The 17,472-nt window shown below is 68.5% G+C and carries 15 protein-coding genes; 5 read left to right on the top strand and 10 right to left on the bottom strand.

Annotated elements, in window-relative coordinates; translation table 11 throughout:
- The first annotated feature begins 41 nt into the window (after positions 1-41).
- Together NF556_RS06475 and NF556_RS06470 are read left to right on the top strand one after the other, a co-directional pair.
- On the top strand, positions 42-512 hold the full coding sequence (locus NF556_RS06475; RefSeq protein ID WP_252594671.1) for a hypothetical protein: 471 nt from the start codon (positions 42-44) through the stop codon (positions 510-512).
- Positions 513-787: 275 nt separating this feature from the next.
- Positions 788-1,675, top strand: a complete 888-nt coding sequence (locus tag NF556_RS06470) for a LysR substrate-binding domain-containing protein (protein WP_252594669.1) — start codon at positions 788-790, stop codon at positions 1,673-1,675.
- Between the two features lie 60 nt (positions 1,676-1,735).
- Here the strand turns inward: NF556_RS06470 and NF556_RS06465 are convergent, their stop codons facing one another.
- The 10 genes from NF556_RS06465 to NF556_RS06420 form a co-directional block, all read right to left on the bottom strand.
- Complete coding sequence (locus NF556_RS06465) at positions 1,736-3,094, bottom strand: dihydrolipoyl dehydrogenase family protein (RefSeq protein WP_252594668.1); 1,359 nt, start codon at positions 3,092-3,094, stop codon at positions 1,736-1,738.
- Complete coding sequence (locus tag NF556_RS06460) at positions 3,087-3,377, bottom strand: GNAT family N-acetyltransferase (RefSeq protein WP_252594667.1); 291 nt, start codon at positions 3,375-3,377, stop codon at positions 3,087-3,089. The genes NF556_RS06465 and NF556_RS06460 overlap by 8 nt, the downstream gene beginning before the upstream one ends.
- Positions 3,374-3,700, bottom strand: a complete 327-nt coding sequence (locus NF556_RS06455; RefSeq protein ID WP_252594666.1) for a GNAT family N-acetyltransferase — start codon at positions 3,698-3,700, stop codon at positions 3,374-3,376. Before NF556_RS06455 ends, NF556_RS06460 begins: the two co-directional genes overlap by 4 nt.
- A gap of 134 nt (positions 3,701-3,834) precedes the next feature.
- Positions 3,835-4,785, bottom strand: a complete 951-nt coding sequence (locus NF556_RS06450; protein WP_252594665.1) for an alpha/beta hydrolase — start codon at positions 4,783-4,785, stop codon at positions 3,835-3,837.
- 7 nt (positions 4,786-4,792) lie between these two features.
- Entirely contained in the window at positions 4,793-5,938 is a 1,146-nt protein-coding gene (locus NF556_RS06445; RefSeq protein ID WP_252594664.1) for a serine hydrolase domain-containing protein, read from the bottom strand.
- On the bottom strand, positions 5,935-7,800 hold the full coding sequence (locus NF556_RS06440; protein WP_252594663.1) for a dipeptide ABC transporter ATP-binding protein: 1,866 nt from the start codon (positions 7,798-7,800) through the stop codon (positions 5,935-5,937). Before NF556_RS06440 ends, NF556_RS06445 begins: the two co-directional genes overlap by 4 nt.
- Entirely contained in the window at positions 7,797-8,681 is an 885-nt protein-coding gene (locus NF556_RS06435; RefSeq protein WP_252594662.1) for an ABC transporter permease, read from the bottom strand. The genes NF556_RS06440 and NF556_RS06435 overlap by 4 nt, the downstream gene beginning before the upstream one ends.
- 7 nt (positions 8,682-8,688) lie before the next feature.
- Entirely contained in the window at positions 8,689-9,624 is a 936-nt protein-coding gene (locus tag NF556_RS06430; protein WP_252594661.1) for an ABC transporter permease, read from the bottom strand.
- Between the two features lie 14 nt (positions 9,625-9,638).
- The gene (locus NF556_RS06425) at positions 9,639-11,282 is read right to left on the bottom strand and encodes an ABC transporter substrate-binding protein (protein WP_252594660.1); all 1,644 of its coding nucleotides are present in this window, start codon (positions 11,280-11,282) and stop codon (positions 9,639-9,641) included.
- Between the two features lie 13 nt (positions 11,283-11,295).
- Positions 11,296-12,585, bottom strand: coding sequence for an NAD(P)/FAD-dependent oxidoreductase (locus tag NF556_RS06420; protein WP_252594659.1), 1,290 nt, complete (start codon positions 12,583-12,585; stop codon positions 11,296-11,298).
- A gap of 142 nt (positions 12,586-12,727) precedes the next feature.
- Here NF556_RS06420 and NF556_RS06415 point away from each other — a divergent pair, with 142 nt between their 5' ends.
- The 3 genes from NF556_RS06415 to NF556_RS06405 all read left to right on the top strand — a co-directional run bounded on the left by NF556_RS06415 (position 12,728) and on the right by NF556_RS06405 (position 17,446).
- Positions 12,728-13,936, top strand: coding sequence for a PucR family transcriptional regulator (locus NF556_RS06415; RefSeq protein ID WP_252594658.1), 1,209 nt, complete (start codon positions 12,728-12,730; stop codon positions 13,934-13,936).
- A 130-nt stretch (positions 13,937-14,066) separates the two neighbouring features.
- Entirely contained in the window at positions 14,067-15,746 is a 1,680-nt protein-coding gene (locus NF556_RS06410; RefSeq protein ID WP_252594657.1) for a gamma-glutamyltransferase, read from the top strand.
- Positions 15,743-17,446: a DUF885 domain-containing protein gene (locus tag NF556_RS06405; RefSeq protein WP_252594656.1), complete on the top strand. Its 1,704-nt coding sequence runs from the start codon at positions 15,743-15,745 to the stop codon at positions 17,444-17,446. The genes NF556_RS06410 and NF556_RS06405 overlap by 4 nt, the downstream gene beginning before the upstream one ends.
- Positions 17,447-17,472 lie beyond the last annotated feature (26 nt).

Here is a 17,472-nt window from a genome sequence, read left to right as displayed (position 1 = left end):
TTACGCTGCTGGGGACAGCGCCCCACCACCGAGGAGTTCCTATGCACCCGACCCACATGCCGATCCGCATCGCGACAGGTGCCTTCATCCTCAACTCCGGCCTGAGCAAGCTCGGCGCCGACGAGGACACCGCCGCGTTCCTGCACGGTGCCGCAGCGAGCACCTACCCCGCCGTCTTCAAGGACATGGAGCCCAAGAAGTTCGCCACGCTCCTGGCCTACGGCGAGATCGGCGTCGGTGCAGCCCTCCTGTTGCCGATGGTCCCTGCGACCGTTGCCGGCGCAGCCCTGACCGGGTTCGGCGCCAGCCTGATGGGGATGTACTTCACCAACCCGGCGATGACCCAGGACGACGGCATCCGCCCGAGCCAGGAAGGCACGGCAGTGGCCAAGGACTCCTGGCTCGTCGGCGCCGGGCTGACCCTGCTCACCCAGGGCATCGCCGGGACCGCGAAGAAGAAGGCCCGCGCGACCGGCAAGAAGATCCGCGAGGCTGCACCCTTCACCAACTGATCAGGGCGTAGCAACCGATCAGGGCGAACGAACTGATCAGGGCGTAGCCGATCAGAAAGACCGCTGCCCCGGGTGCCAGATGGCGCCCGGGGCAGCGGTCGTTGGTTGTGGGGTCAGCGCGTGACGTTGCGGTGGTAGGGCACGGTTGTCCCCACCTGACCGAGGTCACGGAAGATGGCGCGTAGCGTTTTCATCATGGCTCCATTCTCTCGTGACCTGGGGTCATACGTCCAATGAGTGGAATGAAGCCAAGACATGCGCCATGATCATGTGTCATGGAGACGCGAGACCTTCGGTGGTTCCAGCAGGTGGCTGACGGGATCACGGTGACCGAGTTGAGCTGGATCGAGGGCACCACCCAACCAGGGGTGTCCCGTGCGCTGGCGCGACTGGACCGGGAGGTCGGCACCCCGCTGCTGCACCGCTCCGGTCGCACCTTGCGGATGACGCATGCCGGGGCGGCCTTCAAACGCCATGTGGACGCGATGCTGCATCAGCTCGACGACGGGCTGGCCGCCGTGCACCAGTTGGTCGACCCCGAGACCGGCACGGTCACCCTGGCCTTCCACTCCTCGCTCGGCACCTGGCTCGTGCCGGACCTGGTCAGCAGCTTCCGTGCTGACCACCCCGAGGTGCGCATCCTGTTGCGCCCACAGGTGGAGGAGGCGGACACCACCGTCCGGGCCCGCAGCGACATCGACCTGGAGCTCTCCACTGTACGGCCCCACCCCGGGTCGGCCCGCTGGGCACGGCTGGTCGAGGAGCCGCTGTTCCTGGCTGTGCCCGCCGGGCACCACCTCATCGACCGGGACGAGCCGCTCGACCTGGCCGACGCCGAGGACCAGTCGTTCGTGCTGTTCCGCCCGGGGTCAGCGCTGCGCGACAAGGTGGACGAGCTGGCCACCCGCGCCGACTTCACGCCCCAGGTGGCCTTCGAGTGCGACGACCTGGCGACCGCACGCGCGTTCGTTGCGGCTGGACTCGGCGTCTCCGTGCTTCCGTCACCACGGGCGCCCGAGAGCATCTCCTCGACCAGCGTCCACTACCTCCCCCTGACCGACCGGCTCGCGGTGCGTGAGGTCGGACTCGTCTGGTCGGAGGAGCGCCAGATGTTGCCCGCGGCACGGCTGTTCCACGAGCACGTGCTCAAGCGGGCCACCTAGCGCCTGGCCCGGTGGCAGGGCGGGGACGCCCCTGATGGGCAGGTCGCAGCGGCCCAGGGGTCAGAGCTCGAGGTCCTCCAGCGCGGCGAGATAGCCCTCGCTGTAGGTCGGGAACTGCGCGACCTGGTCGAGGAGCCGCTCGACCGGGATCTGCTCCCTGATGGCAAGGGCCGCCTGGTGGATCCACTCGCTCGCGTGAGGTGCCACCGCCCACGCCCCGACGAGCACACCGCGGTCCCGGTCGGCGAGCACGCCGAGTGCCTGACCGCTCGGTTCCTGCTCGTGGGTCCAGGGACGGGCGAGGGCTGCGGTGAGATCCACCTCGGCCGCAACGACCTGCATCTTCTCGGCAGCCTGCTCGCGGGTGAGACCGACGGCCGCCACCTCGGGGTGCCCGAAGACCACGCGCGGGATGGCGTCGTAGTTCGCTGACCGGGCACGCCCGAGCATCGTGTCCACCGCGACCCGGGCCTGATACTTCGCGACGTGGGTGACCTCCATGATCCCGGTGACGTCACCGACGGCCCACACCCCTGGTCCCCCAGCGCAGTGCTCGTCGACCTCGATGGCACCGGTCTCCTTGTCGAGCACGACGGACAGGCTCTCCAGCCCGAGGTCCTGGGTCCGCGGCTGACGTCCGGTCGCGACCACGACGGCGTCAGCGGCCAGGGCGGTGCCGTCGGGGAGCACGAGCATGCTGTCCGCACCGTCCCGGTGGGCACGCTCGGCCGAGGTGTTGAGCAGCACGGTGATGCCCCTGGCACGCAGGTGCTCCAGGGCCAGTTCGCTGACCCGCGGCTCCTCGCGCCCCAGGAGGCGACGTCCCCGAGCAAGGATCGTGACCTCAGCCCCGAGGCCGCGCAGATACTGACTCGTCTCGACCGCGACGGGACCGGCGCCGATGATGACGACTCGCCGGGGGACCTCACGCAGGTTGGTGGCCTCGCGGTTGGTCCAGACCGTGCACTGGTCCAGGCCCTCGATGTCGGGCACGCGTGCGGTGGAGCCGGTGGCGACGACGATCTGGTCCGTGGTGAACTCGCGGCCCTGCACGTCGATCCGTCCGGGTCCGGCGATGCGTGCGGCCCCGCGCACGACGGTCGCGCCCTGCTCCTCATACTGCTGGACCTGCCGGGCGTCGTCGTGGTGGCGCACCATGTCGTCCCGCCAGGACCGGGCCTCTTCCCACACCACGCTGCTGGTGGTGACGCCGGGGGTCTCCGCGGTCGACCAGGCGAGTTCCACCGGACGCAGCAGGGTCTTGGACGGGATGCAGGCCCAGTAGCCGCACTCACCACCGATGAGCTCGGGCTCGACGACCAGCACCTTCTTGCCGGCCTTCAGCAGCCGGTCGGCCGCCACCTCCCCGCCCGGCCCCATGCCGAGAACCGCGGCGTCGAAGCGCTCCTGCTCAGCCACGAGCCCGATAGTCGAGTGACGCGTACTCAGGGTGACGCTGCATCCACGCCTGCACGAACGGGCAGACCGGCAGCGCCTTCAGGCCCAGGCTGCGGACGTGGTCGAGGGCCTCGCGCACGAGCGTGCTGCCGACGCCCTGCCCCTCAAACTGCGGGTCAATCTCGGTGTGGGTGAACACCACGAGGTCCTCGGTCCGCTGATACTCCGCGAACCCGAGCACGGTCCCGTCGCGCACCGCCTCGTAGCGGTTGTTCTCCGGGACGTCGCGCACCTCGATGCTCACTGGGCGTCACCCTCCGGCAACTTGAACCGGGCCCGCTGGTCGGCCGGCACCAGGTCCAGATACTTGTCGGGGTTCTTGGCGATCACTTGCTGCACATACGGACAGAACGGCAGCACCCCAAGACCTCGCTGCCGCGCGTCCGCCAGTTCGTCGGCGACCAGCTTGCGAGCCAGTCCGCGCCCGGAGAACTCCTTCCCGACTTCGGTGTGGGTGAACGCGATGCGTCCAGGGCTGCGTTTGTAGTCCCCGAATCCCGCGAGCTCGTCATCGACGTAGATCTCGTAGCGGTTCTGATCGGGGTTGTCACGCACGGTCGGGCTCACAGCAGATCGGTCCCTTCGAAGTCACTTCCTCCCATCATGACCCACAGCCGGGTATGCCGACAGCCGGCTTCACCGTTTCGGTCACCTCCCCCGGGCTCGCCTTCCACCAGCGCCCTCAGTTCGGCGTGGGTTTGCTACTGCGACTCACCGGACGGGTGGACCCGAGCGAGCGTGGAGGTTGGGGAATCGGCTGCATAGCACTCGCGCAGGAACGAGAACCAGGAGGCGGCACTGCCGGTCGCATGCGACTCGGTCGGGGTGAAGGCAGCTGTGACGTCCATCCCCTGGACCGGGTTCTGACCCGCTCGCCGCACCAGGTCGACCGCACCGCGGCCCACAAGATCCTGATAGGTGGAGGGATAGGTCAGTTCACGCTCGCACACCGTGACATGCAGATGACGGGCCGTCGGTCGGGACTCGTCGGCCACCGCCTGGTCATACAGGTCCAGGACGGTCGAGTTGTGCAGGATCCCCGGGCTCCCGGCCCCGACCATCTCGAAGTGGTCGGTGCTGAGCGCGGCATAGGACGCGAACAGGCCGCCGTAGGAAAATCCGTGCAGGCCGGTCCCCGAATCGCTGACGCGGAACTGGGACCGCAGGGCCGGGTCGAGCTCCTCGGTCAGGAAGGCGAGAAACCGGTCGGCGTGCGGGTCGCGCAGGTGATCCAGATAGAGGCGGGCATCCGCCCGACTCAACATCCCGGCCCTGGGCAGATTGTCGAGCATGCTCTCGTCGACCTCGGACGACAGTGGTTCCCCAGGCGGGAGCAGGTCGCGTGCGCGGATCGCCAGCAGCCGCCGGGCGTCCTCACCCACATATCCGACAGAGACCTGGATGAACGGCTTGATCGGGTTGATCGGGTCGTCCCGCAGCAACGCCGCGGGCGGGGCGGTCGTCGGGGCGGCCTTGTTGCCGTCGGGCTGGAACACCAGGGGGTAGTCGCGCTCTTCCTGGTCGTAGAGCAGGGGCAGCGTCACCCAGACACCGAAACGGGCTCCCACGCGCTCGGAGTCGAACTCGTAGAAGGTCGTCCCCGGCAGCACGTAGGAGAGGTCTGCGGTGGTCTGGACAAGGGTTGGGCTCATGGGTGCTTCACTCCAGTTCTGCGTAGATGGCATCGAGCACTGCGGTCTGTCGCTCGTCGAAGGCCGCCGTCCCATAACGGGTGGGCATCCAACACATCGCGAAACCGAGATCTGGGTCGGCCATGACGAGGGAACCTCCCGCACCGCCGTGGCCAAACGCCCGTGCACTGCGGCCCAGCGGATAGGTGGCGCTGGGCTTCTGGAAGGCGAGCGCAAAGGCCGTCTCGGTCCGCGTGACGGCGTCGTCCCCACGAGCCACCTCGGTGGTCGCGACCTGGAGTGCGTCCTGCTGCCACAGGGGCGAGGATTCCCCGGTCAGGACCGAGCTCAGCGCTCCGAAGAGATGTGCGAAGGCCCGGGCGCTGGCAAACATGTTGGCCCCCGGCATGAATCCGGAGCGGATGGGCTCCCCGTTGACCAGCGCCATCGGGTCCTCGAGCGCGCCCGGGATGTTGCGCATGACCCGCATCAGCAGGCTGTCGGGGTCGGCAAGGTCTGCGGCGAACGCAGGGTCCAGGTTGGCCGTGACGCCCGTGGGCGCGGCAGCGAGCGCCCGGGCAGCGCGGTGCCAGTGCTCCCGTGGGAGTCCGACGAACATCTCGACCTGCAACGCCGTGGTGATCTCCGTCAGGAGGTCGGCGAACCCGTGGCCCGAGGCACGCTCGAACAAGAAGTCGGCGTAGTTGCCGAAGGTCTGCGGGCTGTAGCCGACCCGTGTCCCGGGCTCCCACGCGGGTGGCTGGGCGACCAGCGCAGCACACAGCCGGTCCCGGTCTGTGGTGAGCTCGAACGGCATCGTGTCATCGAGATGGACCAACCCGGACTGGTGGGACAGCAACTGCGCGACGGTGATGTCCTCCTTGCCCGCGGTGCCGAACTCCGGCCAGTAGGCCGCGACTCGCTCGTCCGGGTCGAGCTCTCCGCGGCCCATGAGCAGTGCCGCCGCGGCACCGATCACCCCTTTGCCCATGCTCTGCACGATCTGCAGGGTGTCGCCGGTGTAGTCCGTGCCGGTCTCTGCGTCGGCCAGGCCCCAGGTCTCGTGCAGGACCTCGACCCCGTCGACGAGGACACACAGCCCTGCACCGCCCTGTGGATCGCCGTCAAGTTGGGCGGCCGCGACGTCCCGGACCTTGTCTGGGTTGAAGTTCATGCTGCTCCTTCATTCCCTGGCTCCAAGCGCTCCCGGGTGTCCCGCACAGCCTGGACCAGCTTCTGGGTGTAAGGGTGCTGTGGTGCTTCGAGAACGTCCCCCACGGGGCCGGCCTCGACCACCTCGCCGTGGCGCAACACGATGAGTCGCTCGGCCACCTGTCGCACCACGGCGAGGTCGTGCGTGATGAACAACAGCGCCATGCGGTGGCGGGCGCGCAACTCGCGCAGCAACTCCAGGACCTGCGCCTGAGCCGACACGTCCAGTGCGGCCACGGGCTCGTCGCAGATCAGCAGTTCCGGTCGCACGGCCAGCGCGCGGGCGATGGCGACCCGCTGACGCTCACCACCGGACAGGCCCGCCGGCAACCGCGAGGCATAGTCGGTGGGCAAGCCCACCTGGACCAGCAGGTCCGCCACGCCATCACGACTCTCACCGTCTCGACCGGCAGTGCGCAGCACCTCGCTCAGGACACTGCCCACGGTCCGAGCCGGGTTGAGCGAGGAGTAGGGGTCCTGGAAGACCATCTGGACCTTCCGCCGCGCCTCGCGCCGGTCCCCCGAGCTCAGCCGCCGATAGGACGTGAGGTCCAGCCCGCCCAGGTTGATCCGGCCCGCGTCGCCGCTGGCGAGCCCGAGGATCAGTCGCGCGATCGTGCTCTTGCCGGACCCGGTCTCACCGACGAGCCCCAGGGACTCCCCCACCCCGAGCTCGAAGGAGACGCCCTTGAGCGCCGGCACCGTCAGCGAGCGCCCCAGCATGGGTGAGGTCTTGAAGGATTTTTGCAGATCCTCAACAACCAGCAGCGGTTCCTCGCCTGCCACCGCCGGCGGCTCACCGGTGGCCTGACTCGCCCCGATCGCCGCCTGCAGGTCGTGCCGGATGTCCGCGATCCGCACGCAGGCGCTCTGGCGGGCGTCCTCGATGAGACGCAGAGACGGTCGGCCCGCTCGACACTCGTCCTGCGCCCACGTGCACCGCGCCGCGAACGCGCACTGCGTCGACACGGCATCCGGCGACGGCACGCGGCCGGGGATCGCGCTGAGCTGTGGGGCGTAGTGACCAAACGGCGGCTCGGCCAGCCGCAACCCGACGGTGTAGGGGTGGCCGGGCGACTCGGCCAGTGTGGCGGCGGCCCCCACCTCGACCATGGACCCGGCATACATGACGTGGATCCGGTCGCAGACTGAGAAGGCCACGCCCAGGTCATGGGTGATCAGGACCAGCGCCATGTGGCGCTGCTCCTGGATGCGCGCGAGCAGTTGCAGGATCTCGCTCTGGGTGGTCACGTCCAGGGCGGTGGTCGGCTCGTCGGCGATCAGCAGTTCCGGGTCGCCAGCGAGCGCTGCCGCCAGCGCCAGCCGCTGGCGCATGCCGCCGGAGAGCTGGAACGGATATCGCTCGGCGACGTCGGCGGCCAGTCCCACCTCCGCGAGGCGTCGCTCGACCTCTGCTTTCATCCCGCGCCGTGCGGCGGTCCCCGCCGGCAGCGACTCCACGATGTGTGTGGCTGCCTTCTGGAGGGGATTCAGCATGGTGAACGGGTCCTGCATGAGCAGGCTCACCCGCCGCCCCCGGATGGTCCGGAGCCGAGACTCCGGCACACCAATGAGCTGTATGCCGTCCAGCTCGGCTTCGCCGGACGCCCGCAGCTCGCGCGGCAGCAACCCCGTGATGGCGCGGGCGGTGAGTGACTTGCCACTGCCCGACTCGCCGACGATGCCGACGGTCTCGCCCCGGTTCAACTCCAACGAGACGTCCCCGACCAGTGTCGTGCCGGCGCGCGTCTGAACGGTCAGGCCGGAAACGGTCAGCAGCCGTGCTCCTCGCCCGCGGCTCGATCCCAACGTGGTCCTGCTCATCGCACTGCCGCCTTCTTGTCGTGGACCTCGTGCAGGTGGTCACCGAGGAGGGTCACGCTGGTCGCGGTGAGGATGAGCGCGATGGCCGGGGTGACCGCGAGCCAGGGATTCATGAAGATCGTGGTCTGCCCGGCACCGATCATCGCGCCCCAGTTCGGGGTGCCCGCGGGCACCCCGATCCCGAGGAATGCCAGGGCGGTGTAGCCGATCATCGCGGTGACAAAGTCGAGCAGGAGCGTCGCCACCACGGTCGGCACGATGTTGGGGAGCACGTGGAACAGCAGCGTTCGCGCGTCCGAGACCCCCGAGGTCCGGGCCGCTTCGACATACGGCAGATTCACCTGGGCGAGCGTGACGCTGCGGATGATGCGGATCTGATAGGGCACGGACAAGAAGGTGAGCAGGATGGCCACCATCCAGTAGCCACCGTCCAGCACCCCGACCACGACGATGGCCACGATCAGGGACGGGAGGGCATAGATGAGGTCGGCGAGACGGTTGGCCGCGGCGTCGATGATGCCGCCGTAGTAGGCGGCGAGCAGCCCCAGCAGCACGCCGATCAGACCGCACCCGAGGGCCACGACGAGGGGGCCCAGCACTGCCCAGCGGGCTCCGGCGATCAGCAGGGAGAGGACGTCACGACCGAGGACATCGGTGCCCAGCAGGTGTCCGTCGGTCGGGGGTGCGGCTCCAAGCAGCGGGTTCTGGGCCATGGGGTCGTGCGGGGCGAGCGCGCTTCCCGTGATCGCCGCGATGACAACGACAAGCACGATCGCGAGCGCCAGGGCCCGCACCGGCGCACCACCGAGGACCTTGAGTCTGACTCGCCTGGCCAGGGAGTCTTCGGGTTGCGCATGTCTGAGGCGCGTCTGGATTGCCACGGAGTCCTCACTTCCTCGTGCGGGGGTCGATGGCCAGCGTCAGCAGATCGACGAACAGGTTGACGATGACGACCAGCAGCGCCACCAGGATCGCCAGCCCCTGCACGACCGGGATGTCGCTGTTGTTGACCGAGTCGATCATCAGCGTGCCGACGCCCTGGATGGCGAACACCCGCTCCACGAGCACCGTGCCGGACAGGGCGACCACGAGGATCACACCGGCCGCCGTGATGATCGGCAAAGCAGTGTTGCGCAGGGCATAGCGCAGCAGGATCCGGGCACGGTCCACGCCGCGCGCCCTGGCGAAGGTGACATAGTCCTGGTCCATCACGTGCATCGTGGCGGCACGCGTCTGCCGCAGGAGCAGGGCCGTCATCGCCAGCGCGAGTGACACCGCAGGCAGTGTCAGGTGCCGGACCCGTTCGAGGAGGCCCTCCCCTGCGCCATACACCGGGAACCATTCCAGCCAGACTCCGAAGATCCAGACCAGCAGGATGGCCACGGCAAAGGCCGGCGCGCTCATCGCGACGATCGCCGTGGTGCTGGCGAACCGGTCGATGAGCCGGCCGCGGCGCATGCCCGCGAGCATCCCGAGCGGGACTCCCACGGCGAGCACGAGGGCCAGGGCGTAGGCCGCGAGCTGCATCGTCAGGGGCAGTCGCGCGGCCATCATGGTCGTGACCGGCTGTCCGGTCCGCACCGAGTTCCCGAAGTCACCCTGCACCGCGTTCGTCAGCCAGTGCCAGTACTGCACCAGGAACGGGTCGTTGACGTGATACTGCGCCTCCAGCGCCGCGACCAGCTCGGGGGTGGCGGGGCGGGTGCCGATGAGGGTCGAGACGATCGACCCCGGACTCAGCGCGAGCAGGCTGAACACGAGCAGGCTCACGACGAGCAGCACGCCAACCATCGCGACCAGGCGTTTGCCGAGGAACAGGAGCACAGTGGGCCTCTTTCTCAGCCGGCGCGCAGGTTCTGGATCCAGGTGCCGCTGGCCACGTCGATCACCGTGGGGGCCTCGGTGAACGTGAACCCGTTGGCCAGGACCATCACAAAGTCCGGCTGATACATCGGGATGTAGGGCACCTCCTCGGAGATCTGCGTGAGGATGGTGGTGGCCGCCTCGAACCGGCCAGCGTCATCGGTCGTCTCCTGCAGATTCGCAGCCAGGTCCTGCAGCTCCGGCGGTGCCCAGTTGGCGAAGTTGTAGCCGCCTGCCTGCGTGCGGGCCTCCTCGCTGACGACGCGTCGGAGCAGGCCCGGGTCGGGGACAGCTGCGGCAAAGGACATCGGGAAGATCTGCCCGGTGTCGTGGCTGAAGACCATCTCCACCCACTGCTGGGGTGTGACGGTTCGGGTCGTGATGGTGACCCCCAGCGGCTCGAGATTCTGCTGCAGGTTCAGGGCCGAGAGCTCCATCCAGGAGGCCGCCATCACGGGGAGCTCGACCTCGAACCCGTCGGCATACTTCGACTGCGCCAGCTCCTCTGCGGCCTTGTCCAGGTCAAACTCGATCGGTGTCAGACCGGCGAGGAAGTCATCGACCTCACCCTCGGAGGCGATGGGGGTGAGCAGGTCGCGCGGGATCATGGCGTCCAGCGGTCGAGCGCTCGTCCCGAAGGATGCCTTCAGCAATCCCTCGCGGTCGATGGCGTGCGCGAAGGCGCGGCGCACATGGATGTCGTCGAAGGGTGCCGTGCTGGTGTCCAACGACCAGAAGTGGGACATCAGGGCAGGGGTGGAGTAGACGTTCGTGCCGGAGATGCTCTCGAACTGCGGCAGGGACACCGGGTTGCCGAGCAGCATGCCGTCGGCGGAGCCGGATCGCATGGCTGCCTGCCCGGTGTCGTCGGAGCCGAAGAAGCTGACGGTGATCTGGTCCGGCACCGGCGCCTCGCCCCAGTAGTTTGCGTTGCGCTCGAGCTCGACCGCCTCCGGGGTGCTGGAGGTGACGACATAGGGGCCGGTGCCGACCGGGACGGCGGTCGGCTGGCCGAGCTCCGCCGCGTTCTCCTCCCCGAAGTCGGCGTCCTGGACCAGCGCAACCAGGGCCAGGGAAGCCCGTGCGGCCGGGTCGGGCTGGCTCAGCTTGACCGTCACCTCGTGCTCGCCCGTCACCTCGGCACTCTCGACACTCGCGGTCAGCGATGCTGTCTGGGCTCCGGCCTCCACGTCGGTCACATGCTCGATCGACCAGACGATGTCCTCTGGGGTCAGTGGCTCGCCGTTGCTGAACTCGACTCCCTCACGGATCGTGTAGACAATCGTGAGATCGTCCGGCTGCGTCACCTCCTCAGCAATGTTGGGCGTCAGGGTCCCGTCACCGGAGAGCCGCTCGATGGGCTCGGTGAACAGGGACATGATGCCCATCACGTTGGCGTCGAAGTGTCGCGTGACGTCCAGCGAGTTGGGAGCCGTGCCGAGGCCCATCGTGAAATGCGCGGCGGTCCCAGTCCCATCCCCGGCGCCAGCAGCAGCTGAGCTCGAGCCCGCATCGCCCGAGCCGGAACAGCCGGCGAGGACGAGGGCGGCGGCACCGGCGAGCGCCGGCAGGGCGGTGCGCAGTCGGGACGGTCTCGACGTTGAGGTTTCCGTGTGCATGGTGGGTGTCCTTTCAGCCCATCACGGTGTTGCTGGAGTGTTCGTTGATGGGGCGTTTGCGGGAGAAGGCACCCAGATTGATCGAGTGCCCGGTGTGTTGACACAGGTGCGTGAGCGGAGTGCCGTCGTGATCGTGGCCGTTCTCGACCCCGCTCACCAGCGCTGCCATGAATCGGCCGGCCATCGGAGCGTTCTTGAACTGGTTGCCGCTGGTCCCCATGGCCACGTAGTAGCCGTCGAGGTCCGTGCGGTCGTAGATGGGCGTCCAGTCATCGGCGACGTCATAGACGCCCGCGATGCCCGCCGGGGCGTTCGGCACCTGCAGGCCCGGCAGACGCCGAGCGGCCCTCAGGGCCTGCGCCTCGAAGCGAGCACGCGTGGGGCGTGGGTCCGCCCGCTCGGGGTCATCGATCCACTCGAACGGGTCACACTCTGGCTCAGTCCCCCCGACGAGCACGAAGGGTCCCTTGGTCGGGCGGATGTAGGTCCCGAGATCGACGTCCCCGATGATCGTGGTGAGCAACCCCTCCGGCGCGGGCAGCTGGTGCACTTCCTGCCGCATGGGGCGCACCCCGACCGTGAACTCTGGACCGACGCCGGCCAGGTCGTTGATCGCACCCGACCACGGGCCCCCGACGTTCACCACGACAGGGGCGCTGATGACGGTCCCGTCGCTGAGCCGCACCCCGGACACCCTGTCGCCCGACTGCAGGACGGCAGCGACCGTGGAGCGGAAACGGAAGTCCACCCCCCGACTGGCAGCAGCGAAGGCCAGGTTCTGGGCCGCGAGCTGGGGGTCGTCGACATAGCCGGCATCCGGGGTGTAGATCCCACCGACCGTCGCCGTGCTGTCGGCGAAGAAGGCAGGGTCCTCGATGCTCTTGGGCGGCCAGTGCTTGCCGACGTCCACACCGGGCACACCGGCTCGCAGGCCTTCGCTGTCCCACAACTCGTGGGGAACACCCACGGCCGTGAACAGATCGACGATGGGCTCACGCGGCAGGATGGGCGCGTCCAGCATGACCATGCCCGTGCGGACAAAGCTCGCCATCCCGGCTGGGTCTTCGACACCGACGTGGTCGTGCCACGCCTCCCAGCACGCACGTGACTCCCAGGCGGTGGCGACACCGTCGAAGGTGGAGTAGTTGAACCGCACGATCGCACTGCTCGCGCTCGAGCTGCCGTGCCCCGCTCCCCCGGCCTTGTCGACGACCACAACTGAGAACCCAGCCCGGTGCAGCTCAAGGGCAGTCGAGGACCCGATCACTCCTGCTCCGATGACAACAACGTCTGCGACGGCCATCCAGCCGCACCTCCTCGTGGTCCCTGGCTTCTTGACGTAAGAGCAGACCACGCGAGAGACCTCCGTGGGCCGTGCATCTGTCGCAATCTCGAGCCGACCGTTCGCACAGTTGTGGAATGGAACCGGTGGCTACACTCACGACGTGGCCTCCAATCTCCAACAGCTCGCGGAGAGTCTCGCGCGCCGGCTGGGACGATCAGTGGCTATCGATGACACGCGCGTGCAGTTGCTCGCCTACAGCCCTCACCAGCGGGATGTCGATGCCGTGCGGGCAGGCTCGATCCTGCGCAGGGCGGTGCCCAAGGCAGTGGTCGACCATGTGTATTCGTGCGCCGGTGGTGACTCCGAGGGGTTGTTCACCGTCACGGCGCGGCAGGACCTGGGGCTGCACGACCCTCGGATCGGGCACCACATCGTCTATCAGGAGACCCGGCTGGGGTTCCTCTGGCTGTTGTCCTCCGACGGCCCGGTCGGCGAGGACCAGCACGAGGCCATCGCCCGGGCTTCCTCCGACGCCGCACTGCTCATGCACCGCGAATATCTGCAGGGTGGCCTGGACCGCGAGCGTGAGCGTCGGTTGCTCGGGGAGCTGCTGGGTGAGGTCGAGAGCCAGCGAGCCTCCGCCGCTGACGACATGGTGGTGGAGCAACTGTTCACGGCCGACTCGTTTGCTGCCGTGGTGGTGACGCTCGCACGGTCTGGACAGCAGCGCACCGACGCCGACCAGCTGGCCCTCAGCTCCGGGCTGGAGGCGGCGCGGAGCAAGCGACAGTCCCGACACGTCATCACCCTCGAGCATCGTGACCATGCCGTGCTGATCGTTGCGGTCCCAACGGGGCCCTCGGCGCGTGAGGAGCTGGTCGAGCTCGGCACGACCCTGCGCGAGGCGGTGATGGCCAAGTCGGACGCGGAGCACTGCTGGGTGGGGATCGGCCGGACCTATCGTGACCTCCTCGATGCGCGACGGTCCTATGACGAGGCACGGCGGACCGCCCAGGTCTGCCGACAGGTGCAGGTGTTCGAGGAGGTCACCCTCGTCGAGACCCTCGGAGTGTATGAGTTGCTCGGTCAGGTGCCCCACGAGGCGCTGGACACCATGCTCCATCCCGGCCTGCGCTCCCTGTTGGCCCAGCAGGGACAGGCTGAACCCCTGGTCCAGACGCTCGAGGCCTTCCTGGACAATGCTGGCGACGTGCGGTCAGCCTCAGAGCAACTCTTCGTCCACCGGACCAGCTTGTATTACCGGCTGCGTCGCATCCAGGAGGTCACCGGGCTCGACCTTTCCAGCGGCGATGACCGCCTCATCGCCCACCTGGGGTTGAAGATCGCGCGCCTGACCGGCCGCATCTAACCGGCCCTTGGCCGGTCCTACAGGTGCAGAAATGTGCCGCAGGGTTCTCCACGATCCGGGCACCACCGCCTTGCCGCGAGTCATTAGATTGCGGAGCACCAGCATGTAGTCGGCAACGGAGCGGAGCACCATGGGCCAGCACGAGTCATCATTTGTCCTCGCCGAAGGCAGCGGCAGGGTCGGCGACAAGGGTCGCGCGACATCCCAGCGCGCCGTGGCCTCAAGCCAGCACCCGACGGTGACCGAGGCCATGCTGGACGTGCTCGCCGCGGGCGGGACGGCCGCCGATGCCGTCGTTGCCGGCAGTATCGTGCAGGCCGTCGTCCAGCAGGACATGACGAACCACACGGGCACCGTCACAGGGCTGTTCTACTCGGCCGAGACCGACGAGATCAGCGAGCTCAACTCGATGGGCCGCATCGTCCCGGGCCTGGCGGCTCACCACCCGGTCCCGGGCGGCAAGGGGCTCTACTCGGCCGCCGGGTCGCGTGGTCCGATGTCGGTGATCCCGGGGTTCATGCCGGGGATGAAGGCGATCCACGAGCGGTTCGGGACCAAGGACTGGGGAGCACTGGTGGCCCCTGCTGCGGCCGCCGCGCGCGAGGGGCACGTCGTGTCCTCCTTCGAGCATCTGGTGATGGCCCAGACCGTCGACCTGTTCCTCTACACCCAGTCAGGTCGGGAACACTTCACCGCCGGCGGACACCTCCCGCAGGCCGGCGAGGTCTGGGCCCAGCCGGTGCTCGCAGACACGATGGAGGCACTGGCGGCAGAGGGGCCCGACCACTTCATCACCGGCGAGTGGGCGCAGCACTTCGTCGCCCGCGCCGCGCAGGTGGGCTGGTCGATCGAGCTCGATCACCTCAACTGGACTCCGCGCTGGTCCGACCCGGCCACGTGGACGCTGGGTGACTTCGAGGTCTCCCAGCTGTCGGCCCCGGACCGCCAGGCGGTCTACTGCGCGATCGTCATCGGGATCCTCGACGCACTGGACGTGACGTCGCTGGGTCATTTCACGGAGTCGCCGCGGGCGGGCTACTACATGGCACACGCCCTGAGGCTCGCTCACCTGGAGTGCGGTTTCATCAATGACCCGGCCATCTTCGAGGACCCCAGCTCGACGCTGATGGACCCCGAGTTCCACGCGTTCCTGGCCAACAAGCTGCGCCGCAGCCTGCCCAAGATCGACCTGACCGAGCACATCGAGCTCACCCGCGGCAAGACGGCCCTGTTCGCTGCGGGCGGCGCCTCCAAGCAGCCCGCCGGCAGCTGCGAGCTCAGTGTGATCGATGAGCACGGCAACTGGGCCCAGATGATGAACACCCTGCAGAGCGGCGGCATCCCCGGCGAGGTGGTGGACGGCGTCCCGATGGTGGGCAGCCACCAGATCAACGCGCTGACCTCTCCCATCTCCGGCTGGCTCACCGGGGGCGGCGGGATGCGCTCGATCCTGAGCAACACCATGGTCCGCCGAGACGGTGAGGTCATCATGGCGCTGGGCAGTCCGGGCAATGTCCACTGCACGGTCCCCCAGGTGCTCGCCAACGTCCTGCTCTATGGCGACGACCCGCACGGGGCGGAGGAACGGCCCCGGATGCTCCCACTCGCCGACGACTACGTGCTCTCCGTCGAGAGCCGGGTCAGCCCGGACTACGTGCGCGACCTGGCTCAGCTGGGCGTCCTGGTCAACCCCCTGCCCGCCTACGACTACCACATGGGCAGTTATCAGGCCTGCTGGCGCGGGACGGACAGCACGCTGCACGCCAGCACCGGGCCGCGCCGCGAGGGCGCGGCAGGAGGCCTGTCATGAGCACCGCCCCCGAGCACGCACTAGCTGCCGCGCAGGGCGTCCTGGACGACACCTGGGCGACCTACTCCCGGTCCCCCTTCATCGCCCGAGACCTCAGCGGGACACTGTCTGTGCTGCCTGACATCGGGCTCGAGGAGGCCACCCGCAAGGCCCGGGAGGGGCAGGAGATCCAGCGGCACATCGCCGGCCTGGACATCGACCTGCTGCCATCGGATGTTGCTGTCACCGTCGCGGCAGCGCGCACGCTGGCCGATCGGTGGGCACGGGAGGAGGACTGGCACTGGCTGGCCTCCGACCCCCTCGGTGTCGGTTTCTACGGCATGTTCGCGCCGACGGCTTACTCGGGCGGCTTCGTGCTCAACACGATCCACGAGACGCTGGACCAGGTCGTTATCGACGGACCGGACGACGCCGACCGCCACCTGTCCCTGATCGGTGACTATGCCCGGCTGATCCGTCAGCTGACCGAGCGCACCAAGGGCCAGGCGGAGCGCGGGATCTATCTGCCCGCACCCCAGCTCGGCAAGTCGGTCCAGCTAGTCCGGGGGCTCAAGGAGGTCGCGGGCCGCACCCTGCGAGCGGCCCCTGAGCGCTCGTCCCACCCGGTCGGCGAGCATGTCGAGCGCCGGATCACCACCGAGGTCGAGCCCGCGTTCGACGAGCTGCTCCACCTGCTGGACGACCCGGCGTATGCCGAGCGGGCACCGGAGCAGGTCGGCATCAGTCAGTATCCCGGTGGCGAGGAGATCTATGCCGAGCTGGTCCGGGTCCACACCACCTTGGATCTGACGGTCGAGCAGGTGCACGACCGCGGGCACACCCGGATGGCACGCATCCACGAGGAGATGCGGGACCTGATGTCGTCCGCCGGCTTTGCGGGGAGCCCGCAGGACTACCTGGCGTCCCTGCACGACGACCCACGGTGGCGGGCCAGCACCCCCGACGAGATCGCCGCGCACTTCCAACGCTACATCGACCGCCTGGCGCCGGAGATCGACCAGCACTTCGGCGTCCAGCCGGACTCGCCCTACGGCGTCGCGGCCCTGCCAGAGGCGGTGTCCGGGTCGATGACCTTCGGCTACTACTCGGTGCCGCAGGTCGATCGCAACGTCGGTCTCTATATGTTCAACGCGGTCAACCTGGCCCAGACCGCCCTGCCGATGATCGCTGCGTTGAACTATCACGAGCTCGTGCCCGGCCATCACTTCCACATGGCCAGCCAGCGGGAGGCCCAGGACCTCCACCCGCTGCGCAAGCACAGCTTCATCAATGCCTTCAACGAGGGCTGGGCGGAGTATGCCGCGCGGTTCGCCGGCGAGATCGGGATGTATCGCGAGCCCGAGGAGCGCTTTGGCCGCCTCGTCATGGAGGCCTTCCTCACCACCCGCCTGGTGGTGGACACCGGCATGAACGCGCTGGGCTGGGACCTGCAGCGGGCCCGGGACTACATGAACGAGCACTCCTTCATGTCACCGGTCGAGGTGGACTCCGAGACGCTGCGCTATTCCTGCGACCTGCCGGGTCAGGCCCTGGCCTACAAGCTCGGTGACGACTTCCTCTTCGATCTCCGCGAGGACCTCCGGGCTGCTCTGGGTGAGAGTTTCAGGGTCTCCGACTTCCACGATGCGGTGTTCCGATCCGCCGGGCTGCCGCTGCCGCTGGTGGCCGAGAACGTCCGCGCCGAGCTGCTCCCCCGCTAGCGTCACGAGCTGCGGTGGGGCCGGCC

Source organism: Ornithinimicrobium faecis (genome assembly GCF_023923225.1).
GTDB lineage: Bacteria > Actinomycetota > Actinomycetes > Actinomycetales > Dermatophilaceae > Ornithinicoccus > Ornithinicoccus faecis.
Note: the sequence above shows the minus strand (reverse complement) of the source record. Positions and strands in the feature narration are given on the sequence as shown.

What these genes read in the sequence shown, in the direction of transcription:
- NF556_RS06410 (WP_252594657.1), top strand. Translation starts at nt 14,067, where the DNA reads ATGGGCCAGCACGAGTCATCATTTGTCCTCGCCGAAGGCAGCGGCAGG.
- NF556_RS06425 (WP_252594660.1), bottom strand. Translation starts at nt 11,282, where the DNA reads ATGCACACGGAAACCTCAACGTCGAGACCGTCCCGACTGCGCACCGCC.
- NF556_RS06470 (WP_252594669.1), top strand. Translation starts at nt 788, where the DNA reads ATGGAGACGCGAGACCTTCGGTGGTTCCAGCAGGTGGCTGACGGGATC.
- NF556_RS06405 (WP_252594656.1), top strand. Translation starts at nt 15,743, where the DNA reads ATGAGCACCGCCCCCGAGCACGCACTAGCTGCCGCGCAGGGCGTCCTG.
- NF556_RS06445 (WP_252594664.1), bottom strand. Translation starts at nt 5,938, where the DNA reads ATGAACTTCAACCCAGACAAGGTCCGGGACGTCGCGGCCGCCCAACTT.
- NF556_RS06440 (WP_252594663.1), bottom strand. Translation starts at nt 7,800, where the DNA reads ATGAGCAGGACCACGTTGGGATCGAGCCGCGGGCGAGGAGCACGGCTG.
- NF556_RS06475 (WP_252594671.1), top strand. Translation starts at nt 42, where the DNA reads ATGCACCCGACCCACATGCCGATCCGCATCGCGACAGGTGCCTTCATC.
- NF556_RS06450 (WP_252594665.1), bottom strand. Translation starts at nt 4,785, where the DNA reads ATGAGCCCAACCCTTGTCCAGACCACCGCAGACCTCTCCTACGTGCTG.
- NF556_RS06420 (WP_252594659.1), bottom strand. Translation starts at nt 12,585, where the DNA reads ATGGCCGTCGCAGACGTTGTTGTCATCGGAGCAGGAGTGATCGGGTCC.